Origin of the sequence: Streptomyces solicamelliae (assembly GCF_045348655.1) — a bacterium.
Classification (GTDB): Bacteria; Actinomycetota; Actinomycetes; order Streptomycetales; family Streptomycetaceae; genus Streptomyces; species Streptomyces solicamelliae.
Genome location: NZ_CP160404.1, coordinates 7190608 through 7216786, shown reverse-complemented (window position 1 = coordinate 7216786; position 26179 = coordinate 7190608). Strand labels below are relative to the sequence as shown.

Genomic DNA, 26179 nt, shown 5'->3' with positions numbered 1-26179 from the left:
GCCTATGCGTAGTACTCCAGCACCAGCGGCAGGTCCTCCAGCCACTCGCGAAGGAGGGAACGCCGGCGCGCCTCCAGGTACCACTGGTGGACGGCTCCGTCGTGGAGACGGACGGTGACCGTGAGCACCTTGGGGCCCAGGGCCGCGTACTCCACGGCCGCGATCGTCGGCCACGGGAACTCCAGGTCGCCGGTGTCCGATCCCAGCGCGACGCCCGCGGCGTCGATCACGACGGAGCGCCGCGCGGTGACCGCCGTGAAGACCAGGTCGCCGTCGGGGACGCCGGCGATCGCGGTCGGCGCCTGGTGCAGCGGGACGGCGGCGCCGGAGGGCGCGTACGCGGGCGGCGGGGGCGCCACGAACGCGGGTACCACGGGGGTGACAGGTGCGACGGACACGGCGGGGACCACGGGGGCGACCGGCACCGTAGGCGTCTGCGGCGGCGCCGTGTCCGGTACGAACAGGTCCAGCAGCCGGGCCGGTGTGGGCCGCTCGGCCGGATCCTTGGCCAGGCACGACGCCAGGACCGGCCGGAGGCCGTCCGGAACGGCGCTCAGGTCCGGCGCCTCGTGGACCGACCGGTACATCAGGCCGATCGGCGTACCGCCGCCGAAGGCGCTGCCGCCGGCCGCCGCGACGAGGACGGCGCCGAGCGCGAAGACGTCGGCGGCGCCGTCGACCTCCTGGCCGAGCGCCTGTTCCGGCGCGAGGAACCCCGGCGTGCCGAAGGCCGTGCCGGTGGCCGTCAGACGGGTCGACTCCAGTGCCCGCGCGATGCCGAAGTCCAGGACCCGCGGACCGTCCGAGGCCATGATGATGTTGCCGGGCTTGAGGTCGCGGTGGACCAGGCCGCAGCGGTGGATCGCCGCCAGCGCCTCGGCGAGCGCCGCGCCCAGCTGCCGCAGCGCCGCCTCGTCCCGCGGTCCCTCGGCCTCCAGTAGACGGGCCAGCGTGGGCCCGGGGATGTACGCGGTGGCCAGCCAGGGCGCCGCCGCCTCGGGGTCGGCGTCGACGACCGGGGCGGTGTGGAAGCCGCCCACGCTGCGTGCGGCGGCGACCTCGGCCCGGAACCGTTCACGGAAGTGCGCGTCGCCCGCGAGTTCCGGCCGGGCCACCTTCACGGCCACCGCGCGTCCGCCGCGCGAGCGCGCGAGGTAGACGGTGCCCATGCCGCCGGCGCCGAGTTCCCGCTCGACGGCGTACCCGCCGATGCGCGCGGGCAGGCCCGTCGCCCCCGTACCGTCCGCCCCGACCGGCCCGTGCCCCATGAACTGTCCGCCTCCCCTGTGTTCCGGCGCATCAGTATGACGCAGGTTCACCGGGCGGATTCACGGCGTCCGTCAGCTCCGCCCGGCGCGGTCGCCCGCGGCCACGATCGTGCCCTGGGCGACGGCGACCAGGCGTTCCTCGCCCTCGGCCGACACGGTGTGGAGGGTGCACTGGCAGACCGACTGGCGACGGGTGGTGACGAGCGCCTTGGCGCGGGCGATCACCGTCTCGCCGGTGGCCGGCTTCGCGTAGTTGACCTTGTACTCGGCCGTCAGCGCGTCGCCGCCGAGGGCGAGGCCGCCCGCGAACGTCAGGGCGTTGTCCGCCAGGTAGCTGAGCACGCCGCCGTGCACGAAGCCGTGCTGCTGCAGGAGTTCGGGGCGGATGCGGACTCGGATCTCGGCCGAGTCCGGGCCCACCTCGGTGAGCTCCGCGCCGAGGAACCTGCTGAACGGCTGGGCGTCGAAGAGGCCCTGGGCGAGGGCCATGAGTTCGTTCGTCATGCGCGCTCCCGAACTAAGAACTGAACCGCTGTTCATTTCATGGTACGAGCGAGACCGGTACGGTGCAATGATGTTCGACCGCAGTCGGGTGACAGTCCGTCAGAGGGAGTCGTCGCTCTCCGCGCCCAGCGCGCGGAAGCAGAACGCACGGATCTCCGACACCAGTTGGGCGTCGGCTTCCTCCGAGCCGTCGGCCGTCGGGGCGAGCCGGCCGACCAGCGCCTCGGAGATCGCGCCGATGACGGCCGACGAGGCGATCCCCGGGTTCTGCCGGGTGAAACGACCCTGTTCGATGCCGTCCCGGATGACGCGCTCCCCCAGCTCCGCGTACGCCCGGCGGTACACCAGCCGCTCCCCCTCGACCTGCGGGGACACCGGCTCGAAGAGCAGCGACCAGGCCATGCGGCGGCCCTGCAGGGCGCGCCCGGTGAAGGTGTCGATCAGCGCGCCCAGGCGGGCGGTACCCGTCGCGGGCGCCGCGTCGACCGCCGCGCGCACGACGGTCAGCTCGCGGTCGGCGGCGCGGCGGAACACCGCGGCGAGGAGCTCGTCCCGGCTGCCGAAGTACGAGTACAGCGAGCCGGTGCTGGCCCCGCAGGCACGGGCGATCGCGCTGACCTTGGCCCCGGCGAAGCCCTCCCGGGCCACGACGTCGTGCGCGGCCTCCAGGAAGGCGATCTGCTTCTCCTGGGCGTGCCGCCTCGTCCGTTCCGTCTGCCGATATGCCATCGCCGTGCGGGCCCCTCCGTGTAGAGCCGTCGAAACCGGCCCACACCAGAATAGGCAAGGAGTCACAGTGAGCGAGATCGATGGGGGTTCGATGAGTGAGGTCATGCGGGACGTGATCGTGGTCGGTTCCGGGCCGACCGGTCTGATGCTCTCCGCCGAGCTGCGGCTGCAGGGCGTGGACGCGGTCGTCCTGGACAAGGCGGCGCGGCCGGCCGCGGAGGTCCGCGCGCTGGGGCTGCACGCGCGCAGCGTGGAGATCATGGACCAGCGCGGGCTGCTCGACCGGTTCCTCGCGGAGGGGCAGCAGTTCCGGGTCGGCGGGTTCTTCGCGGGCCTGGGTCGCTCCTGGCCCGACGGGCTGGACACGGCCCACTCCTACGTCCTCGGCATCCATCAGAACGTGACCGAGCGGCTGCTGACCGAGCACGCCACCGGGGTCGGCGTGGAGTTCCGGCGCGGCAGCGAGCTGGTCGGGCTGAGCCAGGACGAGGACGGGGTCACCGCGGAGCTGGCCGACGGCACGCGGCTGCGCTCGCGCTATCTCGTCGGCTGCGACGGGGGCCGGAGCACGGTGCGCAAGCTGCTCGGCGTCGGCTTCCCCGGCGAGCCGGCGCGGGTGGAGACGCTGCTCGCCGCGGTGCGCGTGGGTGTGCCGCCGGAGGAACTGATGGCGCGGATGGCCGAGGTCCGCAAGACCGTGATCCGGTTCGGCGCCGTGCCGATGGGGGACGGGGTGTACCGCTTCGTGGTACCGGCCGAGGGGCTGACGGAGGACCGCAGCGCCCCGCCCGGCTTCGAGGAGTTCAAGGAGCGGCTGCGAGCGGTCGCCGGTACCGACTTCGGCGTGCACGCACCCGAGTGGCTGTCGCGGTTCGGCGACGCCACGCGCCAGGCCGAGCGCTACCGGGTCGGCCGGGTGCTGCTGGCCGGCGACGCCGCGCACATCCACCCGCCGACCGGCGGGCAGGGGCTCAACCTGGGCATCCAGGACGCGTTCAACCTCGGCTGGAAGCTGGCGGCGACCGTGAGCGGCTGGGCACCGGAAGGGCTCCTGGACACGTACGAGAGCGAGCGGCATCCGGTGGCCGCGGCCGTCCTCGACAACACCCGGGCGCAGATGGAGCTGATGTCCCTGGAGCCCGGCCCGCAGGCGGTGCGGCGGCTGCTGGCGGAGCTGACGGAGTTCGAGGAGGTCAACAGGTACCTGATCGAGAAGGTCACCGCGATCTCGGTGCGCTACGACGTCGGCGAGGGGCACGAGCTGCTCGGGCGGCGGCTGCGAGACGTGCGGCTGAAGGGCGGCCGGCTGTACGGGCTGATGCACGGCGGCCGCGGACTGCTGCTCGACCAGACGGGCCGGCTGTCGGTCGCGGGCTGGGAGGACCGGGTGGACCACGTCGCCGACGTCAGCGAGGAGCTGGACGCTCCCGCGGTGCTGCTGCGGCCGGACGGGCATGTGGTCTGGGTGGGCGAGGAGCAGGAGGGGCTGGCCGGCGCGCTGCCGAGGTGGTTCGGGAAGGCCGCCGCGCACTGAGCCGGTTGCTCAGCCCACCAGCAGCCGGCAGTGGTCAACTGCCTCTTCGTGCACCGCCATTGACTTCCTACTGGCCGGTATCGATGATCGCGGGCATGGCTGACACCACGGACCGTCTTCCCGATTTTCCTCGTGACTTCCTGTGGGGCGTCTCGACGTCCGCCCATCAGATCGAGGGCGCCGTCGACGTGCGCGGCCCGTCCGTGTGGGACCTGTTCACCGCGGAGCCGGGGAACGTCCGGGACGGGTCGACGGCCGTGGTGGCGTGCGACCACGTCGCCCGGTACCGGGAGGACGTGGCGCTGATGCGCGAGCTGGGTGTGGGGGCGTACCGCTTCTCCGTGTCCTGGCCGCGCGTCCAGTCGCCGGGCGGGCTGGACTTCTACGACCGGCTCGTCGACGAGCTGTGCGCGCAGGGGATCCGGCCGGTGCCGACGCTGTTCCACTGGGACCTGCCGGCGGATCTCGACTGGCTGGAGCGGGACACCGCGTCCCGCTTCGCCGACCACACGGCCGTCGTCGCCGACCGCCTGGGCGACCGGGTGACGAAGTGGATCACGCTCAACGAGCCCGCGGAGCACACGCTCCTCGGCCATGCGCTGGGCACCCACGCGCCGGGGAAGAAGCTGCTGTTCGACGCCCTGCCCGTCGCCCATCACCAGCTCCTCGCGCACGGACTGGCGGCGCGGGCGCTGCGGGCGGCCGGCGTGCGGGACATCGGCATCGCCAACTCGCACGGCCCGACCTGGCCGGCGTCGGCGGAGCCGGCCGACGCGGAGGCCGCGGAGTTCTACGACGTGATCCTCAACCGGCTCTTCTCCGACCCGCTGATCCTGGGTGAATACCCCGAGGGGCTCGCGGAGTTCATGCCGGGGGACGTGGCGGCCGATCTCGAGATCATCTCGGGGGACACGCTCGACTGGTACGGGATCAACTACTACCAGCCCACCAAGGTCGGCGCCCCCGGCGGTGCGGACGAGAGCGCCACCGAATTCTCCGGGATCTCGCTGCCGCCCGGCCTGCCGTTCTCCGTCAAGGAGATCGAGGGCTATCCCGTCACCGACTTCGGCTGGCCGGTCGTGCCGGAGGCGCTGACCGAGCTGCTCGTGGGCTTCCGCGAGCGGTACGGGGACCGGCTGCCCCCGGTGGTGATCACGGAGAACGGCTGCGCGTACGAGGGCGTCGACGACCAGGGGCGGATCGCGTACCTGGACGGCCATCTGCGGGCGCTGCACCGGGCGATGGAGGCGGGTGTGGACGTACGCGGCTACTTCGTGTGGTCGCTGATGGACAACTTCGAGTGGGCGGAGGGGTACACGAAGCGTTTCGGGCTCGTGCACGTCGACTACGACACGCTGGCGCGCACCCCGAAGGCGTCGTACCACTGGCTGCGCGACGCGCTGCGGGCGTACCGCCCATGACCGTGGCCGCCGCGGCGTTCGCGGAGCCGGCGGAGCGGGTCGGCGGCGGGTGGACGACCGCGCTGTCGCTGGCCAACGGGGCGATCTGGGTCGGCTGGTACGGGCCGCTGCAGATCCTGCTGGCCAGGCAGGCGGAGCTGTTCGCGCCGGCCGCCGGGATGTCGAAGGAGTCCCTGCTCGCCTGGGTGACCGGGGTGGGGGCGGTGGTGTCGCTGGTGGCCAACCCGCTGTTCGGCGCGGTGTCGGACCGTACGGTGTGGCGGCACGGCCGGCGTACGCCGTGGATCGTCGCCGGTTCGGCCGGCGGGGCGCTGTCGCTGCTGCTGCTCGCGGGGGCGGACGGGCCGGCCATGCTGTTCGTGGGCTGGGGGCTGGTCCAGCTGACGCTCAACGCGGCGTTCGCGGCCGTGACGGCCGCCGTGCCGGACCGTGTGCCGCGCGCGCAGCGCGGGGCCGTGGGCGGCTGGCTGGGGGCGGCGCAGCTCCTGGGCGTGGTCGTCGGGACCGGGCTCGCGACGGCGGTGGGCGGGGTCGGCGGCGGGTACGCGGCGTGCGCGGTGTTCACGCTGGTGGGCGTCGCGCCGTACGTCCTGCGGTATCCGGACCTACGGCTCGCCGCGGCGGACCGGCCGGCGTGGTCGTGGCGGGGGTTCCTCGCGGGGTTCTGGCTGAGCCCGCGCCGGTACCCGGACTTCGGGTGGGCGTGGCTGACGCGGTTCCTGATCAACCTGGGGAACGCGTTGGTCCTGCTGTACCTCTTCTACTACCTGCGGGACGGGCTGCGGTACGAGGATCCCGGTTTCGGCGTGCTGGTCCTGACCGCGGTCAACGGGGCGACGCTGCTCGCGACGGTCGTGGTCGGCGGCATCTGGTCGGACCGGGTGGGCAGGCGCAAGCCGTTCGTGCTGTGGTCGGGCGTGCTGATGGCCGTCGCCACCGGGCTGCTGGCGGTCTGGCAGACATGGCCGGGGGCGATCGTGGCGGCGGCGGTGCTCGGCATCGGGTTCGGCGTCTTCACGTCCGTCGACTTCGCGCTGATGACGGACGTGCTGCCGGAGGCGAAGGACCGGGGCAAGGACCTCGGCGTCATCAACGTCGCCAACTCCCTGCCGCAGGTCGCGGCGCCCGCCCTGGCCGCGCCGCTCGTGAACGAGCTGGGCGGCTACCCCGTGCTGTTCCTGACGGCGGCGGGGGTGGGCCTGGCGGGCGCGCTGCTGGTCCGGCGGATCCGCGGGGTGGCCTGAAGCTGAGGGCGAGGGTCAGCCTGAACCTCGACTAGAGGTTGAGGTCGCCCGCGTCACACCGGCCCGTCGGCGGGGGCGGCCAGTTCGGGGTGGGCACCCAGGAGCCGGGGCGGGGCCGCCTGTCTCCAGGAGTCGACGACGATGGCGCGGAGTTCGTCCGCGTCGTCGAGTGCGGCCAGGCGCACCCGTACCCACGCGAACGCGGCCTCGTGGTCGGCGACCCAGAACTTCTCGGGCTCGGCGAGGACCAGTTCGTCGCGCTCCAGCTTCGGGCAGCGCACGGCCATCGACGTCTCGTCCTCGGGCAGGGTCAGGAACATCTTCCCGGCGACCCGGAAGGTGGGCATGGACCATGCCTCCTTCTCCGTCGTCCCCGGCAGGGAGAGGGCGAGCGTGCGGACCTCGTCGGAAGTGCTCATGATCCGACCGTACGCCGTGCCGCTGACAGCGGGCGTAGGCTTCCCCCAGCACGGACGATGTGGGGGGCGGGAGCACATGGCGGCTGGGGCGGGGTACCGGTGGGAATCGATGCTCGACTCGGTGGTGGTGTACGCGCAGGGCGCGGTCTGCCGCCGGGTGGCGCGGGGCACCGTGCCGCAGGACGGCCGGGTCAGGGTGACGGGGCTGCCCCGCACGCTGGACGCCGGTTCGCTGCGGGCCCGTGTCCTGGAGGGCGCCGAAGTACGTGTCACCGAGGCGCGGGTCGAGGTGGAGGCGGAGCCGCTCGACGGTGAGGACTCCGGCGCGCTGCGGCGCGAGGCGGAGCGGCTGCGTGAGGAGCACGCGGCGGCGCACGCCCGCCGGGACCGGCAACTGGCCCTGATCAAGGAGGTCGCCGCCCTGCAGCCGGTGCCCCCGGGCCGCAAGCGCGAGGACCCGCCCCGGGTCACCCCGGTCGAGGCGTGGCTGGAACTGGCCGACTTCGTCGACGAGCGGCTGACCGGCCTGCACGCCCGGCTCGCCGAACTGGAGACGGAGCTGCGCGACCTGCAGCACGCCCTGGACATCGCCGAGGACCGGCTCGCCCGGGCGTCCACCGACGCGCCGTCGGCTCACGTGGAGAGCGCGGTGAGCGCGGTCGTGGCCCTCGACGGGCCGGCCGGCACAGAGGTCGGGCTCGAGGTGGAGTACGGAGTGCCCGGTGCCGTCTGGGTCCCGGCCTACCGGCTCACATACCGTCAGGGCGACGGCGCGGGGCGGCTGGTGCTGCGTGCCTCGGTCGCCCAGCGCACCGGCGAGGACTGGACGGGCGTGCAACTGGCCCTGGCCACCGCCGATCTGGGCCGCCGCACCGATCTGCCGCGCCTGCGCTCCGTACGCATCGGGCGCCGCCAGCCGGCGCCCGAGCCGTCCGGGTGGCGGGAGCCGCCCGCCGGGCTCGCCGATCTGTTCGCCGGGTACGAGGCGGCGGGCCCCCGGCCCGTACGGCCCGGCCCGGTCGCCGTCTCGGCCGGCGAGACGCTGGTGGGCGGCCTCGTTCCGCCGCCCCCTCCCCCGATGCCCACGCCTCCGCCCGCTTTCGGCGGACCACCCCCGCCGCTCCCCGTGCCCGGTGCCGCGTACGGCGGGCCGCCCCCGCCCGCACCGGCGGCGGCCGCTCCGCCCGCGATGCGCTCGCGCCCCGGAGCTGGCGGCAGCAGGTCGGCGAAGGCGAGGCCCGCTCCGCCCGCGGCCCCGCAGGCGCCCGGCGGCCCGGCCGCCGCTCCGCCCATGGCCGTGCCGCCCCCGCCGCCGGAGCCCGTGCTCGGTCCGCCGCGGCCGTCCGGTGCCGAACTCGACTACGCGGCCCTGGTCCTGGGCGGCGCCGACGACCGGCCGGGCCGACGCGGCCTGCTGTCCCCCGCCGCGCCGTTCGACGCCGTGGCGGAGGAGTACCGGCGGCGAGCCGAGTCGGTGGCCGGTCTCGCGCTGCCCGGGCACGCCGTACGGCCGCGCCGCTCGGCCGGGTCGTTCGACCACCGTTTCGACGCCGCCGCCCGGGTCGACATCCCGTCGGACGGTGTCTGGCACACCGTCACCGTCGGCGAGATCCCGATCGGGCTGCGCACCGAGTACCTCTGCGTGCCGTCCGTGGAGCCGACCGTCTACGCGACGCTCGTGCTCTCCAACGCCACCGACCAGGCGCTGCTCGCGGGCCCGGTGGAGGTCTCCGTGGACGGTGACTTCCTACTGACGGCCGCCCTGCCGACGCTGGCGCCCGGTCGTGTCCGCCGGGTGGGCCTCGGGCCCGCGGAGGGCATCCGCGTGACCCGGCGCACGCAGGTGAACGAGTCGACGGCGGGGCTGCGGAGCAACGTCACCGTGCTCGACCACAAGGTCCATGTGGAGCTGGCCAACGGGCTCGCCCGGCCGGTGACGGTGGAGGTGCACGAGCGGGTGCCGGTCAGCTCGGAACCGGACGTGAGGATCGAGGAGCGCGCCGACTGGGCGACGCCTCCGGAGGCAGGCGCCGAGCACCACGCCCCCGGCACCCGCCTGTGGCGGGTCGAGCTGCCCGCCGGCGGCACGACCGCCCTCGACGGCGGCTACGAGATCCGTATCCCGGCCGGCAAGGCCCTCGTCGGCGGCAACCGCAGGAGCTGAGACACATCATGTCCGTCATCACCACGCCCGCCGCCGCGACGGCCGCGCCGCCGCTCGCCCTGCCCGTCACCGCCGTCACCTGCCTGGAGGACCGCGCCCACGTCGAGCGCAGCGCCGTGCTCGACCTGGCGGCCGGGGTGCAGCGGCTCCGGCTCGGTCCGGTCAGTGCCCTCGCCGTCGACCGCACCCTGCACGCCGAACTGACCGCCGAGCACCCCGCGACGGTGCTCGACGCGCGCCTCGTGCGGACCTGGACACCGCACGGCCCTCGGCCGTCCGACGACGACTCGGCGCTGCTCCGCCGGGCGCACGCCCTCGAGGAGGAGCGCGAGACGCTCGGCCTGCGGTGCGACCGGCTGCGCGGCCGGCTCGAGCTGCTCGGCCGGCTCGCCGCCGACCTGCTGCGGGAGATCGGGGAGGGCGCCGGCGCCGGGGAGACCGACCGGGAGCACTGGACCCGCGAGCTGGACCGGGTGGACGGCGAGCGGGACGCGTACGGCGAGCAGCTGCGCGCCGCCGAGGCCCGCCGGGTCGCGCTGCACGCCGAACTCGCGGACGCGCAACGGGCACTGGACGCGGCCGGGGAACGGCCCGCCGAGCTGGTCGCCCACCTCGAACTGACCGTGGAGGCGGCCAAGGCCGGACCCGCCGGGCTGCGCGTCGGCCACCTCACCCCCTGCGCCCTGTGGCGGCCCGCGTACCGGGCGGTGCTCGACGGCGACTCGCTGTCGCTGGAGACCGATGCGGTGGTCTGGCAGCGCACCGGCGAGGACTGGTCGGACGTACGGCTGACGCTGTCGACGGCCCGGTCGGCGCTGGCCTCCGATCCGCCGCGGCTCGGCGAGGACCGGCTGACGCTGAAGGACCGCACAGCGGCGGAGCGCCGTACGGTCGACGTCGAGCTGCGCGAGGAGGAGATCGGGGACCTGGGTCCCGCCCCGGTGGAGGGTCTGCCGGGCGTGGACGACGGCGGCGAGACGCGCGTCCTCGTCGCTCCCGCACCGGTCTCCGTGCCCTCGGACGGGCGCGCCCACCGGGTGCCGGTGTCGGCGTTCACGACCGCCGCGGGCAGCGAGTACGCCTGCTCGCCGGAGCTGTCGCCGCTGGTCACACGGGTGGTACGGTTCGACAACCGGTCCGGGCACGCGCTGCTCGCCGGTCCGGTGGACCTGGTCCGGGACAGCGGGTTCGCGGGGCGCGGCACGCTGGACTTCACGGCCCCGGGCGCACCGGTCGAGCTGGCCTTCGGCAGCTGTGACGACCACCGGGTGGTGCGGGAGACGGAGGAGTCCCGGGACACCGGCGGGATCATGCAGCGCACGGTGGTCACGCGGACGGTGACGCTGCACCTGTCCCGGTTCTCGGCCCCCGGCGAGCAGGGCGAGCGGACGGTCGTGGTCCGCGAGCGGATCCCGGTCTCCGAGGTGTCGGCGGTGGAGGTGCGGCTGCGCAAGGAGGGCTGCTCGCCGACGCCCGACGCGGTCGACGCGGAGGGGATCGTCCGCTGGGACGTGCCGCTGACGCCCGGCGGCCGTCGCACGCTCACGCTCGTGTACGAACTGTCGGCGAGCGCCAAGGTCGCCGGTCTCTGACCCCGGCGGCGACCCGGCCCACGGGCTCGGGTCGCCGCCGGACTCCGTCGTCTTCACCCCGCGTGTTCTCTCTGCGGTCCGCGCTGCCCTGCGCGACGATACGAAACGGACAAGAAAGACTTTGTCCGGCACGGCAGCCGCCGCAAGAAGCACCGAGAGCACCGCGACAGGAAGAAGGTCGGACGTGTCCGGCAGCGACAGCGAGAACCCGGCGATCGACTCCCCCAGCCGCCAGACGGGGACGCGCCCCATGACGAATCGGGACTGGTGGCCGAACCAACTGGACCTCCAGGTCCTCCATCAGTACTCGCCCCACGCGGATCCGATGGACGAGGACTTCGACTACGCGGCGGAGTTCGCGACCCTCGACGTCGACGCGCTGAAGCGGGACGTCACGGAGCTGATGACGGCCTCCCAGGAGTGGTGGCCGGCCGACTACGGCCACTACGGGCCGCTGTTCATCCGGATGAGCTGGCACGCGGCGGGCACCTACCGCATCGCCGACGGCCGGGGCGGCGCGGGCAGCGGCGCGCAGCGCTTCGCCCCGCTGAACAGCTGGCCGGACAACGCGAGTCTGGACAAGGCGCGCCGGCTGCTGTGGCCGGTGAAGCAGAAGTACGGTCGGAAGATCTCCTGGGCCGACCTGCTGGTCCTCGCCGGCAACGTCGCGATGGAGTCGATGGGATTCCGGACCTTCGGCTTCGGATTCGGCCGCGAGGACATCTGGGAGCCCGAGGAGATCTTCTGGGGGCCCGAGGACACCTGGCTGGGCGACGAGCGCTACGCCGGGGACCGTGAGCTGCAGGGTCCCTTCGGCGCCGTGCAGATGGGGCTGATCTACGTCAACCCGGAGGGGCCCAACGGCAACGCGGACCCGATCTCCGCGGCGCGGGACATCCGCGAGACGTTCGGCCGGATGGCGATGAACGACGAGGAGACCGTGGCGCTGATCATCGGCGGCCACACCTTCGGCAAGTGCCACGGCGCGGTCGACCCGTCGATCATCGGCCCGGAGCCGGAGGCCGCGCCGATCGAGCAGCAGGGCATCGGCTGGCGCAACCCCCACGGCACCGGCGCCGGCGCCGACGCGCTGACCAGCGGCCTCGAGGGCGCGTGGACGAACGAGCCGACGAAGTGGGACAACGGCTATCTCGACAACCTGTTCGGCTACGACTGGGAGCTGACGACGAGCCCGGCCGGGGCCAAGCAGTGGACCCCCAAGGACCCGGCGGCGCAGGGCACCGTCCCCGACGCGCACGACCCGTCGAAGCGGCACGCCCCGATGATGCTGACGACGGACCTGTCGCTGAAGCTGGACCCCGTGTACGGGCCGATCTCGAAGCGCTTCCACGAGCACCCGGAGGAGCTGGCGACGGCGTTCGCCAAGGCCTGGTACAAGCTGCTGCACCGTGACATGGGCCCGCTGTCGCGCTACCTCGGCCCGTGGGTTCCGGAGCCGCAGCTGTGGCAGGACCCCGTGCCGGCGGTCTCCGACCCGCTGGTCTCGGACGCGGACGTGGCCGCGCTCAAGGAGACCGTGCTCGGCTCCGGGCTGTCGCTGCCCCAGCTGGCCACCACCGCGTGGGCGGCGGCGGCGAGCTTCCGCGGCACGGACAAGCGCGGCGGGGCGAACGGGGCGCGGCTGCGGCTGGCGCCGCAGAAGGACTGGGAGGTCAACGACCTGCCCGAGGTGGCCGACACGGTGGCGGCGCTGGACCGGATCCGGGACGAGTTCAACCGGGCGCACGACGGTGGTGCGCAGATCTCGCTCGCCGACATGATCGTGCTCGGCGGCTGCGCGGCGGTGGAGCGCGCGGCGAAGAACGCCGGGGTCGACGTCACGGTGCCGTTCGCGCCGGGGCGCACCGACGCGTCGCAGGAGCAGACGGACGTCGAGTCGTTCTCGGTCCTGGAGCCGCGGGCGGACGGCTTCCGCAACTATCTGCGGGCGAACGAGAAGCTGTCGCCGGAGACCCTGCTCCTCGACCGGGCCAATCTGCTGACGCTGTCGGCGCCGGAGATGACGGCGCTGGTCGGCGGCATGCGCGCGCTGGACACCGGTTTCAGGGGCACCCGGCACGGCGTGTTCACGGAGCGGCCCGGGGCGCTGACGAACGACTTCTTCGTCAACCTGCTCGACATGGGCACGGAGTGGAAGACCTCGGTCGACGACGAGAACGTGTACGAGGGCCGGGACCGCGCCACGGGTGACGTCAAGTGGACGGCCACTGCGGTGGACCTCGTCTTCGGCTCGCACTCACAACTGCGTGCGCTGGCGGAGGTGTACGCGTCGTCGGACGGGGGCGAGAAGTTCGTCCGGGACTTCGTCGCCGCGTGGGACAAGGTCATGAACCTGGACCGGTTCGACCTGAGCTGAGGCAGGGTGAGGCGCTCCGGGGCCGCGGCCCCGGAGCGCCTCGTGCTCAGCTACGGGGCGAGAGCGGCTCGTCGACGGGGTAGCGGACGCCGATCCGCTCGCGTACGGCGTCGAGGGTGCCCATGACGGCGAGGGTGCCGTCCAGCGGAACCAGGGGCGACTCGGTCTCGCCGGCCCTGAGGCAGCGCATCACCTCCGCGGCCTCGTGCTGCATGCTGTCGCGGCGGCCGGCGACCGTGAACTCCTCGGGCTCACGGCCGGGGCGGTGCAGGACGAAGCCCTCCGGGTAGAAGAAGCCGCGCGGGAACTCGATCCGGCCGGCGGTGCCGGACACCGACGCCGTCAGGGGCGTGTCGGCGGTGATCGAGCAGGACAGCTGGGCGATCGCGCCGGAGTCCCAGCCGAGCAGCACGCCGGTGTTGAGGTCGACGCCCTCCGGCGACAGCAGCGCGTCCGCCTGGACGCGGTCGGGCTCGCCGAGCAGGAGCTGGGCGAAGGACACGGGATAGACGCCGAGGTCGAGCAGCGCGCCGCCGCCGAGGGCCGGGTCGCGCAGCCGGTGGGTGGCGTCGAAGGGACCCGCGATCCCGAAGTCCGCGTGCACGGACCGGATCTCGCCGACGGCTCCGTCCGCGACGAGCTCGGTGAGGCGGCGGATGACGGGGCTGCAGTACATCCACATGGCCTCCATCAGGAACAGCCCCCGCGCACGGGCGAGTCCCACCAGCTCCTCGGCCTCCCGCACGTTGAGCGTGAACGCCTTCTCGCACAGGACCGGCTTCCCGGCCTCCAGGCACAGCCCGGCGGCGGCGCGGTGGGCGGAGTGCGGGGTGGCCACGTAGACGACGTCGACGTCCGGGTCGGCGGCGAGCGCGGCCCAGTCCCCGTAGGCACGCGGGATGCCGAACCGCTCGGCGAACTCCTTCGCCGAGGCGTCACTGCGCGAGGCGACGGCCACCACCTCGGCGTCCGGCAGTTGCAGCACGTCGGTGGTGAACGAGGCCGCGATCCCTCCCGTCGCGAGGATCCCCCAACGCACGGTCTTGCTCATGCCCACTCCCCTGTTCACAGTTCGTCTCATATTCAACGAACAGTGGGGGTCCAGGCAACCCCTCTCAGGGCGGACCGTGCGTCCCTCGGAAGGAGTCAGTCCACGCTGCCCGGCGCCCACGGAGCCCCCGGACGACGCACGGGATGACCGTCGGGGTCGGCCGTGAGCCAGGTGCCGTCGCCCAGGGGGACGAGCCCGTAGGGGTCGGTCACCTCGGCGCCGGCCTCGTCGGCGGGCGCGCCCGTGCGCACGTCGACGAGGTGGCAGCGGAACCACTCGTCGCCGTCCTCGGTCTCACCGCCCAGCGTGACGGCGGCCAGCTCCGGTGAGAGGTAGCCACCGCCCCACTCCACGAAGGTCTCCTCCGGGTCGTATCCGAAGGCTTCGACATCCAGGGTGAGGACCACGTCCCCACTGGGGTGCTCGTGGAAGGCGACGTCCGCCTGCCCGTGGTCGACGGTCATGAACTGCCGCCCGTCCGGCGCCAGGTCGATCAGGATGCGGTCCGACCACGGGTACGTCACGAACTCCGGCTCGCCGTCGGCGCCGGCCGTGGCCCTGACGATGACGGAGCCGTCCTGGCCCTCACCGATGTCGAGGTAGACGCTGCCGTCCGCCGGGTGCACATGGTGCTCGGCGCCGTGCCCGACCGTCTCCAGCTCCCGGCGGCCGACGACCGCCCCGCTGTCGGCGTCGTACGCGACCCACTGGTCCCCACGCTCGCGTCCCGCCATCGCGTCCGGCCGGTAGACCCACACCTTCCGGCCGTCCAGGGAGAACGCGCAGCCGGGCCGGTGGCCGAGGCGGACGTCGGAGTGCGGCTCGAAGTCCGACGCCCACACCACGTCACCGACGCGGGTGAGGCAGACGACGCGGTTCAGCGTCGCGTACACGACCCGCTCCAGATCGGCCCGGACCGCCGACGCCACGACCTCGTCCCCCGGCTGCGGCCGGAACACCGCGGCGGGCTCCAGCGCGCCGAAAGCGCCAGAGTCCATCACGTAGGCGGAGATCCGCCCGTCGCGGTGGCGGGTGATCATCTTCGGCTGTCGCACAGGAACCATCCGGCGAGGCTAGCAGCGAGCCCCTACAGGTCGAACTCGACGTGTTCCAGGTCGGTGTACTCCACCGTCAGGCCGTGGGCGCGGCGGCCGTTGTCGCGGAAGTAGACCTCGCCGAGCGCCTCGGCCGTGATCTCCCGCAACTCCCGTTCGCTGGCGCCCTGTTCCTGCGCCTCGAAGAGGCGGGCGGCGTAGTGGGGCGGGAGGGCGACGGTGAGGTGGCGGAGGCGGGCGTCGTCCGTGGTGCCGGGGGCGGCGGTGTAGCCGAAGCGGGCGCGGGTGTCGACCATGATGCCGTCGGTGGTCGTGGCCGTCTTCCTCGCCTTCGCCCGCACCTGCGGCTGCCACCGCTTGCGCACCTCGCGCTCCATCGCGGCGGCCAGCTGCGGGCGGGGCCTGCGGATCTCGTCCTTCACATACCGCTCGACGGTCCGCTGGCTGATGCCCAGCAGTGCGGCCACGGCCCGCGTGCCCTTGTACTGCTTGACCAGGTACCGCATCTGCGCGCCCGCGCTCTTCGGGATCGGGCGCGTGAACGTCCGCTCCAGGGCCTTGTCGAGGCCTTCGCCGAACGACACCATCTCCGCCGCCCTCCCCTACTGTCCGTCGTCGTGGGCCGTGACCTCGCCGGTCTTGATGTGGCGGGCGAGGTTGAGCTCCGGGGCGTCCAGTTCCTCTCGCACGCCCTCCGCCCACAGGACGGTCTGGGTGCCCTCGTGCTTGACCATGCCGGGCGACACCCCGATCCGGAACGAGCCGGGCGCCGTTCTGCCGTCGGGCCCGTACGGCAGGACGTCCAGGACGCCCGGCCCGTCGGCCGCGTACACGGCGCAGTCGGACAGCACCGCGACGGGGTAGCGCCCGGTCGCCGCCGCGAGGGCGACGATCTTGCGGTGCATGCCGACCCGAGCGCGGGAGATGACCGTGGCGCGGATGTCGGGCCGCCAGGTCGGACGGAGCAGCGCGGGCCACGGCCGGCCGGGCCGCCAGCCGCCGCCCCGGGGGCGCTCGCGGAGCTTGCCGATGCCGCCTTTGACGGTGGCCTTGATCGCCGAGAGGACGACGGCGAGTTCGGGGTCCTGCTGCCGGGCGGCGGCCATCGCGTCCAGGAGCCGGGCCGGCGTCAGGTCGTCGGTCACGCCCAGTTCGGCCATCGTCGTCACGTACGCGTCGCGGAGCCGCTTGTACCAGGGGTCCAGGTACCGCCCGGACTCCGGGCGCACCCACGCCTCGGTCGGCGCGACGTCGTAGCCGAGCTCCTGCGCGTACGCGAGGGTCGGGGTGGCGTACCAGGCCGGGCCCTCGGGGCGTTCGCCGGTCGGTGTGAACGGACTCGGCAGCAGGCTGGGGTCCAACTGGGCCCACTGCTTGCCGGACTTCACGCGGGACAGGTCGACGTGGGACAGGTCGACCAGCCACGAGCCGGGGGTCTTCGGGTCGAAGACGGGGTCGGTGACGTGGACAGGGGGCTGGGCCAGGCCGACGAGCGCGCCGTTCGCCGCCGCGGCGAAGGCCATGTTGACGTCGAGGCCGACCACATGGCTGCGCATGCACTCGTCGTCCGTGAGCGGGCGGGCCCAGTCGTACGCCTCCTCCAGGAGCATCTCGGCCGGGCCGCGCTGGTGGAAGCGGGGCAGGTCGGCGAGGAGCGGGTGGCCGTCAGGGGCCTCGCACGGCGCGCAGTCGACCGGCTCCGTGCCGAGGCTGCCGGGGTTGTGCTCGCTGTGCCGGACGCCGCGCGCGTCGGGGGCGGAGGCGCGGGTCGGGGGGCGCAGGGCGGTCATCAGCTCCAGGCCGGTGACCGCCGTGGAGCCGCGCGGGGTCGTCACGCGTGTCGCGTACGTGCCGAGGAGGCGCGCCAGTTCGGGCGCCGGGAGGCCGGCGGTGTCTCCCCAGTGGCGGGCGTCGAGGGCCTGCCAGCCCGGGACGCACAGCTGGACGCACTGGCGACGACCGCCCTGCGCGGGGCGGTAGATGCGCGCCCACGGGCCGAGGCCGCGCTGGGTGAGCCGCCATCCGGCCTGTTCGATCGCCCGGGCGGCCGGGTGGTCCTCGGGCAGCCGGCCGGCCCGCCGCTCCTCGTCGGAGAGGTGCACAGGCAGGCCGTAGCGCTCGCAGGCGGCCGCGGTGAGGACGACGAGCGGGTCGGCGTCCCGGCCGGCGCCGTCCAGGCGGGGTGCGCCGATCCGGGCCTCGGTCAGGGTCCACTCGACGAGTTCGGGGAGGGTCGTCGCCGGGACGTCGAGGACGAGGCCGCCGACGCAGTACGCCAGGAGCCCGCCGTCGGCGTCCACGTCGAGGACCGCGAGGGGACCGTGGGCGAAGCGTGCGTCGGGGGCGGCCGCCGCGGGGCGCGCGCCGGAGCGGGGCGCCGTCGGGGCGTGACGCCGGGGTTCCGGAGCGGTGGGCTGTGGGGCCGGCGGCTCGGGGAGGTCCGTGGTGCGTGCGCCGGGGCCGGACGCCGACGCGGCGGGGTGCCGGGGCTCGGGGGCGATGGGCTGCGGGGTGGGGGGCTCGTCCGGGGTGGCCGGCGGATAGCGGCTGGCCAGGCCGTCGAGGAGTCTGCGGTACGCCTCCAGGCGCTCGCCCCGCGGCTCGGCGCGGCCGTCCTCCCATGCCTCGATGCTCGGTACGCGGACGCCGAGGGCCTGTGCGACGGCGGCCCGGGTCAGGCCAGCCGCCTCGCGGAGGCGGACCCGCTCGGGCGGTACGGGCAGGACACTGCCGTCGTCGACGGCGGCCAGGAGGGCGTCGACGGCGGCGAAGGACTCCGGCGGCTGGTGACTCACGATGCTCTCTTTCTACCGGACGCCCTGGCGGATCCTTTCGAGGCGCGTCACCGGGCGCCGACGGCGCCGCGATGCGTCCCGGGGACCTCGATCACGACGTGATCACCCTACTCCAGCCGTGGGACGGGGCGGCGGGGACTGCAGGGTCCGCCCGAGTTGTCATGCAAGTCGTTGCTTGCCTATCGTGGAGTCGTGACGGACGATGTCTTCAAGGCCCTGGCCGACCCCACCCGACGGACCATCCTCGATGAGCTGGCGGAGCGGGACGGGCAGTCCCTGTTCGAGATATGCGTGCGGCTGACGAACCGGCACGGCATCGGGCTGTCCCGGCAGGCGATCAGCCAGCACCTCGCCGTGCTCGAAACCGCGGGCCTGGTCCGGACGCGGCGGGAGGGCCGCTACAAGTTCCACGATCTGAACACCGAACCGCTCGAGCGCATCGTGACGCGTTGGCTCGGGCCCCGAGCTCCGGAGAGCACCCCATGAAGATCAACCTGGCCAGCGTCTTCGTCGACGACCAGGACAAGGCCCTGCGCTTCTACACCGAGGTGCTCGGCTTCGTGAAGAAGCACGAGGTGCCGATGGGCGAGCACCACAAGTGGGTGACCGTCGTGTCGCCGGAGGAGCCGGACGGCACGGAGCTGGTCCTCGAGCCCGACGTGCACCCCGTGGTGAAGCCGTACCAGACGGGGCTGGTCGCGGACGGCATCCCGCACACCTCCTTCGCGGTGGAGGACGTGAAGGCCGAGTTCGAGCGGCTGCGCGGCCTCGGTGTGGTCTTCACCCAGGAGCCGCTGGACCTGGGCCCGGTGATCACCGCGATCCTCGACGACACCTGCGGCAACCTGATCCAGATCGCGCAGTACAAGTAGCGCCGGGCACGCCCCCGGCACGCGCCCGTCTCACCGGATGCGAGGATCGTGCGGATCCGTTCCGTACGAGGAGGCGCCCCGTGGACGACCGTTCGACGCACGACCACTCCGACTGGGAGGCGGTCGTGCTCGCGGCCCGCGAGCGCGCCCGTGGGCGGCAGGCCCGGATGGTGGAGGACTTCGGCCTCTCGGGGGACGTGCAGTACGACTGGTCGACGGACGACGCGCGGATCACCTGGTCGCGGGCGGGCCGGGTGTTCCTCACCGGCCGGCTCACCATGATCGGCAGCGTGAGCCTGCCGCAGCAGACCTGGCTCTGGGCCTGGGCGAACGAGGGGCTGCCGGCCGCGGTCCTGGGCGACATCGCCCGGGTACGCGCCTACGGGGAGGCGCACGGTTTCCCCGTCCTGCCGTGGCCCGGTTTCCGGTACGACCCCGAACTCGTCGCCGAGGCACGGATGGTCGCCGCCTCGGTGCTCGACGCCGAGGGCCTGTGGGCGGACACCGTGGACGACGTCCAGCTCCACTTCCTGGTGCACGACCTGACGCCCGTACCGAACGGCTGAGGGGGACGGCCCTACCGTGGGGACCGACATACACGGCTTCGTCGAGTGCCGGACCTGGGGACCCGGCCTCGACCACGACGAGACCGCCTGGTTCGCGGCCGTCGAGCTGTCCATGCTCGGGATGACCCGCGACTACGCCGGCTTCGCCTGCCTCTTCGGCGTACGGGACGTCGGCGGCCGCTGGCGTCCGGTCGCCGCCGACCGGGGTCTGCCCGACGACGTGTCGGAGACCGCCCGCGCCGAGCATGCCTCCTGGGGCGAGGCCGCGTTCGGGGCCTCGTGGCTGGGCTGGGACGATGTGCTCGCCGCGGATTGGGACGAGCCCGCGATCCCGAGGGCGACCCGCATCGCGCGGTACCGGCGCCGGCCGGACGGCGGCCTGGAGCTGCTGCACCGGCACGACTGGAGCCGCGGGTTCGCCCGGGCCGCCGGGATCGACACGCTGACCGTCGACCCCGACCGCATCGCGGACCTCTGGGCCGAGGGCACGGAATGGGACGCCGGTACGACCGTCTTCCGCGCCGAGCGGGAACGGCGTCGCGACGCCGTTCCCGCCGACGGCCCCTGGGAACCGGTGTGGACGGTCATGCGCGCTCTCGCCGGCGTGCACGGCGAGGGCAACGTCCGGCTCGTCGTGTGGTTCGAGGATTGAGCCCTCCCCGCCCTGAAGGGATGTGATTCGCGTCCGCTTCCACCTGGGCAGGGGCTGTGCCGGGGCGGCGGGTCCGGGCTCGCACAGCGGTTGCGGAGGGTGTCGACAACGATCGGGCGGCTCACGGGAGTTCGTGCCGAGTTCCGTCGGCGACTGCGTAGAGTTTGTCGGGGTTGGCCACGTTGTGGATGGTCGAGATGCGGCCTTCCGGGTCGAAGTCGAAGGTCAGCGTGGCGACCACGCGGTCCGGGCCCCGGAAGACCACGCCCGGGCCGCCGTTGATCCGGGTGAGCTCGGCCCGCATCTGCCCGGGCTCGATGCCCTGGTAGGTCGTGGTGCCGAGCGCGGCGAACCAACGGGCCACGGTCTCCAGGCCGACGACCGGCTTGAGGGCCTGGCGGACCTTGCCGCCGCCATCGGTCCACAGCGTCACGTCCGGGGAGAGCAGCTCCATGAGGGTGTTGATGTCGCCGCCGGCCGTCGCCGCGAAGAAGCGCTCGGTGACGTCGCGTTGGCGGGCGCGGTCCGCGGTGAAACGGGGCCGGCGGGCCTGGACGTGCTCGCGGGCGCGGTGCGCGGCCTGCCGGACCGCCGCCTCCGAGCGTTCCACCGCCTCCGCGATCTCCGCGTAGCTGAAGGCGAAGACCTCCTTCAGCACGAAGACCGCCCGCTCCAGGGGACTCAGCGTCTCCAGCACGACCAGCAGGGCCATGGAGACAGAGTCCGTCGTGGCGACGCCGTCAGTTGTGTCCGGACCGGTGAGGATCGGCTCGGGGAGCCATGGCCCGACGTAGGTCTCGCGCTGGTGGCGAGTCGAACGAAGCCGCTCCATCGCCAGGTTGGAGACGATACGGGTCAGGTAGGCCTTGGGGTCGGCGACCTGGGAACGGTCGGCCGCCGACCACTTGAGCCAGGCGTCCTGGACCACGTCCTCGGCATCGGCGGCGGTGCCGAGGATGCGGTAGCCGACGGAGAAGAGCAGGGTGCGGTACTGCTGGAAGGCAAGCTGGTCGGGGCCGGCCTGCTGCGGCTGGGTCACTTGGCGCTCCGAATCCGGGTGTAGCGGCCGCCGCGCGGCCAGAACGCGCCCGAGGCGGGCATCTTCTTCATACGGGCGAACGTCGGCCACGGCGCGGCGCTGACCGTCTCCTTGTACTTCACGGCCCGCTTGCCGGTCAGCACGATCCGGCGCGGGCTGTCGTCGGGGTGGGTGAACTGCACGACGGCATCGTTCCGGCCCAGGCTGACAGGTGTGTGGTAATAGCCGAAACGGAAGGGCTTGGGCTCCTTGCCGGCCAGCACCCGCAGGATCGACAGGGCCGCGTGCACGCCGGTCGGCATGCCCCCCTGACATGTCCCGTGCATCACGCCGTAGCCCTGGCGGATCGCCGCCGCGTCGCCCACGGCATAGACGTCCGGGTGGGAGACCGAGCGCAGCGCGTTGTCGGTGACCACACGGCCGCGCTCGTCGACGGTCAGGCCCGCGGCGGCCGCCAGCGGCGAGACACGGGTGCCGATGGTCCACAGCACCGCGCCCGCCGGGATGCCGGAACCGTCCGCGAGCTCGACACTGTCCGGCAGCACCTTGGCCACCTCGACGCCGCTGCGCACCCGCACGCCGAGCCGGGCGAGTGCCGCGTCCAGGTGGGCCTTGGCCTTCGGGTGCATGCTCGCGCCCGGCTCCTGCCGGCCCAGCAGCACCACCTCGAGCTCCGGGTACCGCTCGGCGATCTCCGCGGCGGCCTCGACGCCGGTGAGGCCGCCGCCGCCGACCACAACGGTCCCACCGTCGAGCCGGGCCAGCCGGTCGGCGAGGAGGGCGGCGTCCTCCGGGCTGTCGAGGGTGTACACGTGGTCGTCCACGCCGGGGACGGCGGCGGTGTCCGCGATGCTGCCCAGGCCGTAGACCAGAGTGTCGTAGCGCAGGACCCGGTCGTCGTCGATGCGGACGGTCTTCGCCTCGGCGTCCACGGCGGTGACCCAGCCGCGGACGAAGCCGGCGCCGGTGCCGTCCAGCAGCTCCGGGATGTTCATCTCGGCCGTCTCCTGACCGGTGGCGGTCATGTGCAGCCGGAGCCGCTCGGTGAAGGTGTCGTAGGGGTTGACCAGCGTCACTCGCAGGCTCCCACGCTTCCTGGTGCGGGCCGCGAGCTGGATCGCGGCGGAGAGCCCGGCATAGCCGGCACCCAGGACCAGGACCTCGTGCTGCTGCGCTGCTGTCGCGTTCATCGCTCTGCTGCCTCTTTCGTGTGGGTCGTTCCCGCCGTACGGACGACCACCAGACGCAGGCTGACTTTCCGTTCGTGACATGGGGCCGACGTGACCCGCGTCACATGGCGAAGAGAGAGCGCGGGACAGTGACCGCGACCTGGAGACCTGGACCTCCTGGGAGAAATCAGGTGACGCCGGGCATCACGGTGTCGCGATGAGGCGGCTGAGCTGGGTCGCCAGCCACGGCTTGCGGCCGCCGGCGCGCATCCGGCCGGTGGCGATCACCTTCCAGAGCGGGACGCGGCGGAAGGAGGCCAGCAGGAACGCGGTCGGTTCGGCCGTGATCCGGCAGTCGTAGCGGCGCGGCAGGGCGTCACGGGTGACCGTGACCGTTCCGTCGTCGACGACGACCGCCAGCCGCGGGCCGCCCTTGACCGCCAGGTCGAACGCGATCCGGACACCCCGCGCCCGCTCGCGGTTCACGGCCAGCGGCATCATCGTCGGCATCGACTGGCCGATCACCAGGCGCGCCTCGTCGGGGTCGACGGGCCAGGGGCGGCGTGCGCCGCGTGCGATGTCCAGGCCGTGGACCAGGCATTCGCCGAGCAGCGTCCCGGTCGCGGCGTCCAGCGGCACGGTCGCGCCGTCGCCCAGCCACGGGGCGGGGACCGGGGTGTCCGGAGCGAGGCCCTTCGTCGCCCGCAGGAACGCCTCGCCGCGTTCGGCGACGATCTCGCCCAGGCGGGCGCGCTCCGTGCTGCCGACAAGACTGACGGACAGCGCGTTCACGGCCGCGACCCGCTCGCCCAACGGCCGGTCGCCCGGCGGCACGACGGCCTCCCACTGCATGGGGTCACCCGTGAAGGTCGAGCCGTACGCGAGGTATCCGGCCGCGAGGTGCACGCCGACGTCGCCGACCGTCCAGTCGGGGACGCCGGCGGGCGCGTCCATGTCGGTGACCTCGCCCAGCATGCGGACCAGCCGCTGCAGCGCCGTGCTCAGCACGTCGCGGGTGCGCTCGTGCTCGGTGACGGGATCGAACGTCGTGACGGTGCCCATACCACTCCCCCATGTCGTGGACGGGCCCGAACATTACCGCCGGGTAAGTACCTTGCGGTAGTGCTCGGGCGTCACGTGTCAGGCCAGGACCTTCAGCGCCCCGGGCTGGACCCGGACGGTCACCGGCAGGGTCGCGTCGACCTCGCCGTCCGCGCCGTACGGGATCGGGCGGTCGGCCTCGATTCGGATCTCCTTGCCGCGCAGGACCTCGACCTGAGGGCGCTTCAGGTGGTCGCCGGTCTTCAGTTCGTTCATCGTGGCGAAGAAGTGCCGCTTGGGCGCGTCGCCGATGACGACGATGTCCAGGACGCCGTCGTCGAGGCGGGCACCGGGGGCGATGTTGCGGCCGAAGCCGTAGTAGCCGGAGTTGGCGGCCACGACCGTGTAGCCGCTGCGCTCGTGCTCGACACCGTCGACGGTGATCCGGTACGCGGCCGGCCGCCAGGCCACGACCGCCCGGAGACCGCCCGCGTAGTACGAGGCGGCGCCCCGCAGCAGGCGGGACCGGTTGGCGTGGCGGTTGGCGACCGCGTCGACACCCGCGTACACGCTGCCGAGTACGGAGATCCCCGGGTGCACCGCGGACTCCACCGCGATGGTGTCGACGGCGCGCGGCTCGGCCTCGAGGAGCACCTTCGCGAGCGCGGGGGCGTCGGTGGGCAGTCCCAGCGCGCGGGCGAAGTCGTTGCCGCGCCCGGCGGGGACGAGCCCGAACACCGTGTCCGTGCCGCTCAGGGCGCCGCCGATGCAGCCCGCCATCCCGTCGCCGCCGACGGCGAGCACGACGTGCCCCTGTTCGCCCGCCCGGTGGGCGAGTTCCTGCGCGTGCTCCAGGCTCCGGCTGTACACGGTGTCGAGCCGGGCACCGGCCTCGCGCAGCAGCCGGGCCAGCGGGAGCAGGCCCGCCGCCCCGCTGGAACCCCCTGCGGTGGGGTTGACGACGGCGGTGAACTGTCGCATGGATCAGGCCTCCGGACGGGCAGAAAGGGGTGGGCGGTCGGGCAGCGGGGGACGGTTGGCGGTCAGCGGACCGGGATCAGCACGCCGGGGCTGAGCACGCCCGACGGGTCGATCTCGGCCTTGACGGCCTGGAGCATACGGATGCCCAGCGGACCGATCTCCCGGGCGTACCAGTCGCGGTGGTCGGTGCCCACGCCGTGGTGGTGGCTGATGGTGCCGCCGGCCGCCAGGATCGCGTCGTTGGCGGCGGCCTTGACGGGCTCCCAGTGAGCGACCGCGTCCTCGCCCTGGGCGGAGACGACGGTGAAGTACAGCGAGGCGCCGTTCTCGTACGTGTGCGAGATGTGGCACATGATCAGAGGCGGGGTGCCCGCCTCGGTGAGCCTGGCCGTGAGGGCCTCGCGCACGCCGGCGTACAGCTCGGGCAGCTTCGACCAGAAGGCGGCGGTCTCCAGCGTCTCGGCGAACGCACCGGCGTCGAGCAGGGCGTCGCGCAGGTACGGGGCGTTGTACCGGCCGTGCTCCCACTTGTCGCCGGGCTCCTCGCCGAGGTACTCGCCGCCGCAGGCGAGCAGGATCTCGCGGGCGGCGGCGCGCCGGACGGCGGTCTCCTCCTCGGTGCCCTCGTAGCCGGCGATCGCCATGCAGCCGCCGGCCTGCGGCGCGTCGCCGGCGCCGATGGCGTCGGGCTGGGCGAGGCCGATGAAGGTCTCGGTCTCGTCGGACAGGCGCAGCACGGTGGGCCGCGGGCCGTCCTGGGCGAGGGTGCGGAGCGCGGCGGCGCCCGCCTGGAAGTCGGCGAAGCGCCAGCCCTCGTAGACGCGCTTCTGCGGCAGCGGGCGGATGCGCACGGTCACGGCGGTGATCACGCCGAGCGCGCCCTCGGAGCCGAGGATCAGCTGGCGCAGGTCGGGGCCGGCGGCGGAGCGGGGTACCCGGCCGGTCTCGAGGGTGCCCTCGGGGGTGGCGACGGTGAGGGCGAGGACCATGTCGTCGAAGCGGCCGTAGCCGGAGGACGCCTGGCCGCTGGAGCGGGCCGCGGCGAAGCCGCCGACGGTCGCCCACTCGAAGGACTGCGGGAAGTGGCCGAGGGTCCAGCCCTGGGCATTGAGCAGGGCCTCGCACTGCGGGCCGCGCAGGCCGGGCTGGAGGGTGGCGGTGCGGGAGACCTCGTCGACGGCGAGCATCTGGTCGAGGCGGCGCAGGTCGAGCGCCACGAACGGCCGCTTCGTCTCGGGGCGGAGTCCGCCGACGACGGAGGTGCCGCCGCCGAACGGCACGGCGGACAGGCCGTGTACGGCGCAGGCGCGCAGTACGGCGAGGACCTCGTCGTGGCTGCCGGGCAGGAGGACGGCGGCAGGAAGGTCCTCGACCTCGCCGGCGCGGATGCGCAGCAGGTCGGGGGTGGACTTGCCACGGGTGTGCCGGATGCGGCTCTCGGCGTCGTCGCGGAAGCCGTCCTCGGCGGCGAGCGCGGCCCGCAGCGCCTCGCGGGCCTCGGCGGTCAGGGCCGGGGCGGGGACCTGGATGTCGTCGAGGGTCGCCGGGCCGGTCTCGCGGGGGGTGACGCCGAGCAGGTCGCGCAGCAGTCCGGTCACCGCGTCGGGCAGCGGGGCCGCCTTGGCCGGGTCGCCCCAGCCGCTCCACAACATGTCCACTTCGAACGTCCTCACGGTCTTGTTCATGGTCTGTTTCGCGGCCATTTC

Annotated in this window: 23 protein-coding genes; 10 read left to right on the top strand and 13 right to left on the bottom strand. The window is 73.6% G+C overall.

The window, feature by feature from the left end:
• Nucleotides 1-2: 2 nt before the first annotated feature.
• From ABZO31_RS33300 to ABZO31_RS33290, 3 genes are all read right to left on the bottom strand, one after another.
• Nucleotides 3-1268 (bottom strand): serine/threonine-protein kinase, encoded by a 1266-nt coding sequence (locus tag ABZO31_RS33300; RefSeq protein WP_406865062.1) that lies wholly within the window; start codon nucleotides 1266-1268, stop codon nucleotides 3-5.
• A gap of 72 nt (nucleotides 1269-1340) precedes the next feature.
• Nucleotides 1341-1772 (bottom strand): PaaI family thioesterase, encoded by a 432-nt coding sequence (locus tag ABZO31_RS33295; protein WP_406865061.1) that lies wholly within the window; start codon nucleotides 1770-1772, stop codon nucleotides 1341-1343.
• Nucleotides 1773-1871: 99 nt separating this feature from the next.
• Nucleotides 1872-2501: a TetR/AcrR family transcriptional regulator gene (locus ABZO31_RS33290; RefSeq protein WP_406865060.1), complete on the bottom strand. Its 630-nt coding sequence runs from the start codon at nucleotides 2499-2501 to the stop codon at nucleotides 1872-1874.
• Between the two features lie 103 nt (nucleotides 2502-2604).
• Here ABZO31_RS33290 and rox point away from each other — a divergent pair, with 103 nt between their 5' ends.
• The 3 genes from rox to ABZO31_RS33275 all read left to right on the top strand — a co-directional run bounded on the left by rox (nucleotide 2605) and on the right by ABZO31_RS33275 (nucleotide 6700).
• Complete coding sequence (gene rox / locus ABZO31_RS33285; RefSeq protein ID WP_406865562.1) at nucleotides 2605-4035, top strand: rifampin monooxygenase; 1431 nt, start codon at nucleotides 2605-2607, stop codon at nucleotides 4033-4035.
• An 83-nt stretch (nucleotides 4036-4118) separates the two neighbouring features.
• Nucleotides 4119-5456 carry a GH1 family beta-glucosidase gene (locus tag ABZO31_RS33280; protein WP_406865059.1) on the top strand — a complete coding sequence of 446 codons (1338 nt, stop codon included), beginning with the start codon at nucleotides 4119-4121 and terminating at the stop codon, nucleotides 5454-5456.
• Nucleotides 5453-6700, top strand: coding sequence for an MFS transporter (locus tag ABZO31_RS33275; protein WP_406865058.1), 1248 nt, complete (start codon nucleotides 5453-5455; stop codon nucleotides 6698-6700). Before ABZO31_RS33280 ends, ABZO31_RS33275 begins: the two co-directional genes overlap by 4 nt.
• 53 nt (nucleotides 6701-6753) lie before the next feature.
• Here the strand turns inward: ABZO31_RS33275 and ABZO31_RS33270 are convergent, their stop codons facing one another.
• A complete protein-coding gene (locus ABZO31_RS33270; protein ID WP_406865057.1) occupies nucleotides 6754-7119 on the bottom strand; it encodes an MmcQ/YjbR family DNA-binding protein in 366 nt (121 codons plus the stop codon).
• A 109-nt stretch (nucleotides 7120-7228) separates the two neighbouring features.
• Between ABZO31_RS33270 and ABZO31_RS33265 the strand changes: the two genes are divergently transcribed.
• The 3 genes from ABZO31_RS33265 (at nucleotide 7229) to katG (ending at nucleotide 13252) form a co-directional block, all read left to right on the top strand.
• Nucleotides 7229-9283, top strand: coding sequence for a DUF4139 domain-containing protein (locus tag ABZO31_RS33265; RefSeq protein WP_406865056.1), 2055 nt, complete (start codon nucleotides 7229-7231; stop codon nucleotides 9281-9283).
• Between the two features lie 8 nt (nucleotides 9284-9291).
• Complete coding sequence (locus ABZO31_RS33260; RefSeq protein WP_406865055.1) at nucleotides 9292-10875, top strand: DUF4139 domain-containing protein; 1584 nt, start codon at nucleotides 9292-9294, stop codon at nucleotides 10873-10875.
• A gap of 184 nt (nucleotides 10876-11059) precedes the next feature.
• Entirely contained in the window at nucleotides 11060-13252 is a 2193-nt protein-coding gene (gene katG, locus ABZO31_RS33255; protein ID WP_406865054.1) for a catalase/peroxidase HPI, read from the top strand.
• A 46-nt stretch (nucleotides 13253-13298) separates the two neighbouring features.
• Here the strand turns inward: katG and ABZO31_RS33250 are convergent, their stop codons facing one another.
• The 4 genes from ABZO31_RS33250 to tap form a co-directional block, all read right to left on the bottom strand.
• The gene (locus tag ABZO31_RS33250; protein WP_406865053.1) at nucleotides 13299-14303 is read right to left on the bottom strand and encodes a Gfo/Idh/MocA family protein; all 1005 of its coding nucleotides are present in this window, start codon (nucleotides 14301-14303) and stop codon (nucleotides 13299-13301) included.
• A 95-nt stretch (nucleotides 14304-14398) separates the two neighbouring features.
• Nucleotides 14399-15367, bottom strand: a complete 969-nt coding sequence (locus ABZO31_RS33245; protein ID WP_406865052.1) for a hypothetical protein — start codon at nucleotides 15365-15367, stop codon at nucleotides 14399-14401.
• 23 nt (nucleotides 15368-15390) lie between these two features.
• Entirely contained in the window at nucleotides 15391-15945 is a 555-nt protein-coding gene (gene tpg / locus ABZO31_RS33240; protein ID WP_406865051.1) for a telomere-protecting terminal protein Tpg, read from the bottom strand.
• Between the two features lie 15 nt (nucleotides 15946-15960).
• A complete protein-coding gene (gene tap / locus ABZO31_RS33235) occupies nucleotides 15961-18153 on the bottom strand; it encodes a telomere-associated protein Tap (RefSeq protein WP_406865050.1) in 2193 nt (730 codons plus the stop codon).
• A 192-nt stretch (nucleotides 18154-18345) separates the two neighbouring features.
• Here tap and ABZO31_RS33230 point away from each other — a divergent pair, with 192 nt between their 5' ends.
• The 4 genes from ABZO31_RS33230 (at nucleotide 18346) to ABZO31_RS33215 (ending at nucleotide 20243) form a co-directional block, all read left to right on the top strand.
• On the top strand, nucleotides 18346-18639 hold the full coding sequence (locus tag ABZO31_RS33230; protein ID WP_406865049.1) for an ArsR/SmtB family transcription factor: 294 nt from the start codon (nucleotides 18346-18348) through the stop codon (nucleotides 18637-18639).
• The gene (locus ABZO31_RS33225; RefSeq protein ID WP_406865048.1) at nucleotides 18636-19025 is read left to right on the top strand and encodes a VOC family protein; all 390 of its coding nucleotides are present in this window, start codon (nucleotides 18636-18638) and stop codon (nucleotides 19023-19025) included. The genes ABZO31_RS33230 and ABZO31_RS33225 overlap by 4 nt, the downstream gene beginning before the upstream one ends.
• An 80-nt stretch (nucleotides 19026-19105) precedes the next feature.
• Nucleotides 19106-19591: a DUF6882 domain-containing protein gene (locus tag ABZO31_RS33220; protein ID WP_406865047.1), complete on the top strand. Its 486-nt coding sequence runs from the start codon at nucleotides 19106-19108 to the stop codon at nucleotides 19589-19591.
• A gap of 16 nt (nucleotides 19592-19607) precedes the next feature.
• Nucleotides 19608-20243 (top strand): hypothetical protein, encoded by a 636-nt coding sequence (locus ABZO31_RS33215; protein ID WP_406865046.1) that lies wholly within the window; start codon nucleotides 19608-19610, stop codon nucleotides 20241-20243.
• Nucleotides 20244-20364: 121 nt separating this feature from the next.
• Here ABZO31_RS33215 and ABZO31_RS33210 read toward each other — a convergent pair whose 3' ends face one another.
• The 5 genes from ABZO31_RS33210 to ABZO31_RS33190 form a co-directional block, all read right to left on the bottom strand.
• Nucleotides 20365-21282 (bottom strand): RNA polymerase sigma-70 factor, encoded by a 918-nt coding sequence (locus tag ABZO31_RS33210; RefSeq protein ID WP_406865045.1) that lies wholly within the window; start codon nucleotides 21280-21282, stop codon nucleotides 20365-20367.
• Complete coding sequence (locus ABZO31_RS33205; RefSeq protein ID WP_406865044.1) at nucleotides 21279-22472, bottom strand: NAD(P)/FAD-dependent oxidoreductase; 1194 nt, start codon at nucleotides 22470-22472, stop codon at nucleotides 21279-21281. Before ABZO31_RS33205 ends, ABZO31_RS33210 begins: the two co-directional genes overlap by 4 nt.
• Before the next feature lie 183 nt (nucleotides 22473-22655).
• Complete coding sequence (locus tag ABZO31_RS33200) at nucleotides 22656-23513, bottom strand: maleylpyruvate isomerase N-terminal domain-containing protein (RefSeq protein WP_406865043.1); 858 nt, start codon at nucleotides 23511-23513, stop codon at nucleotides 22656-22658.
• A 78-nt stretch (nucleotides 23514-23591) separates the two neighbouring features.
• Nucleotides 23592-24473, bottom strand: coding sequence for a diacylglycerol/lipid kinase family protein (locus ABZO31_RS33195; RefSeq protein ID WP_406865042.1), 882 nt, complete (start codon nucleotides 24471-24473; stop codon nucleotides 23592-23594).
• A gap of 62 nt (nucleotides 24474-24535) precedes the next feature.
• Entirely contained in the window at nucleotides 24536-26131 is a 1596-nt protein-coding gene (locus ABZO31_RS33190; RefSeq protein ID WP_406865561.1) for an FAD-binding oxidoreductase, read from the bottom strand.
• Between the last annotated feature and the right edge of the window lie 48 nt (nucleotides 26132-26179).

Bases quoted from the DNA above. Each gene is read 5' to 3' on its own strand.
- ABZO31_RS33300 (WP_406865062.1), bottom strand. From the start codon at position 1,268: ATGGGGCACGGGCCGGTCGGGGCGGACGGTACGGGGGCGACGGGCCTG.
- ABZO31_RS33295 (WP_406865061.1), bottom strand. From the start codon at position 1,772: ATGACGAACGAACTCATGGCCCTCGCCCAGGGCCTCTTCGACGCCCAG.
- ABZO31_RS33290 (WP_406865060.1), bottom strand. From the start codon at position 2,501: ATGGCATATCGGCAGACGGAACGGACGAGGCGGCACGCCCAGGAGAAG.
- rox (WP_406865562.1), top strand. From the start codon at position 2,605: ATGCGGGACGTGATCGTGGTCGGTTCCGGGCCGACCGGTCTGATGCTC.
- ABZO31_RS33280 (WP_406865059.1), top strand. From the start codon at position 4,119: ATGATCGCGGGCATGGCTGACACCACGGACCGTCTTCCCGATTTTCCT.
- ABZO31_RS33275 (WP_406865058.1), top strand. From the start codon at position 5,453: ATGACCGTGGCCGCCGCGGCGTTCGCGGAGCCGGCGGAGCGGGTCGGC.
- ABZO31_RS33270 (WP_406865057.1), bottom strand. From the start codon at position 7,119: ATGAGCACTTCCGACGAGGTCCGCACGCTCGCCCTCTCCCTGCCGGGG.
- ABZO31_RS33265 (WP_406865056.1), top strand. From the start codon at position 7,229: ATGCTCGACTCGGTGGTGGTGTACGCGCAGGGCGCGGTCTGCCGCCGG.
- ABZO31_RS33260 (WP_406865055.1), top strand. From the start codon at position 9,292: ATGTCCGTCATCACCACGCCCGCCGCCGCGACGGCCGCGCCGCCGCTC.
- ABZO31_RS33250 (WP_406865053.1), bottom strand. From the start codon at position 14,303: ATGAGCAAGACCGTGCGTTGGGGGATCCTCGCGACGGGAGGGATCGCG.
- ABZO31_RS33245 (WP_406865052.1), bottom strand. From the start codon at position 15,367: ATGGTTCCTGTGCGACAGCCGAAGATGATCACCCGCCACCGCGACGGG.
- tpg (WP_406865051.1), bottom strand. From the start codon at position 15,945: ATGGTGTCGTTCGGCGAAGGCCTCGACAAGGCCCTGGAGCGGACGTTC.
- ABZO31_RS33225 (WP_406865048.1), top strand. From the start codon at position 18,636: ATGAAGATCAACCTGGCCAGCGTCTTCGTCGACGACCAGGACAAGGCC.
- ABZO31_RS33205 (WP_406865044.1), bottom strand. From the start codon at position 22,472: ATGAACGCGACAGCAGCGCAGCAGCACGAGGTCCTGGTCCTGGGTGCC.
- ABZO31_RS33200 (WP_406865043.1), bottom strand. From the start codon at position 23,513: ATGGGCACCGTCACGACGTTCGATCCCGTCACCGAGCACGAGCGCACC.
- ABZO31_RS33195 (WP_406865042.1), bottom strand. From the start codon at position 24,473: ATGCGACAGTTCACCGCCGTCGTCAACCCCACCGCAGGGGGTTCCAGC.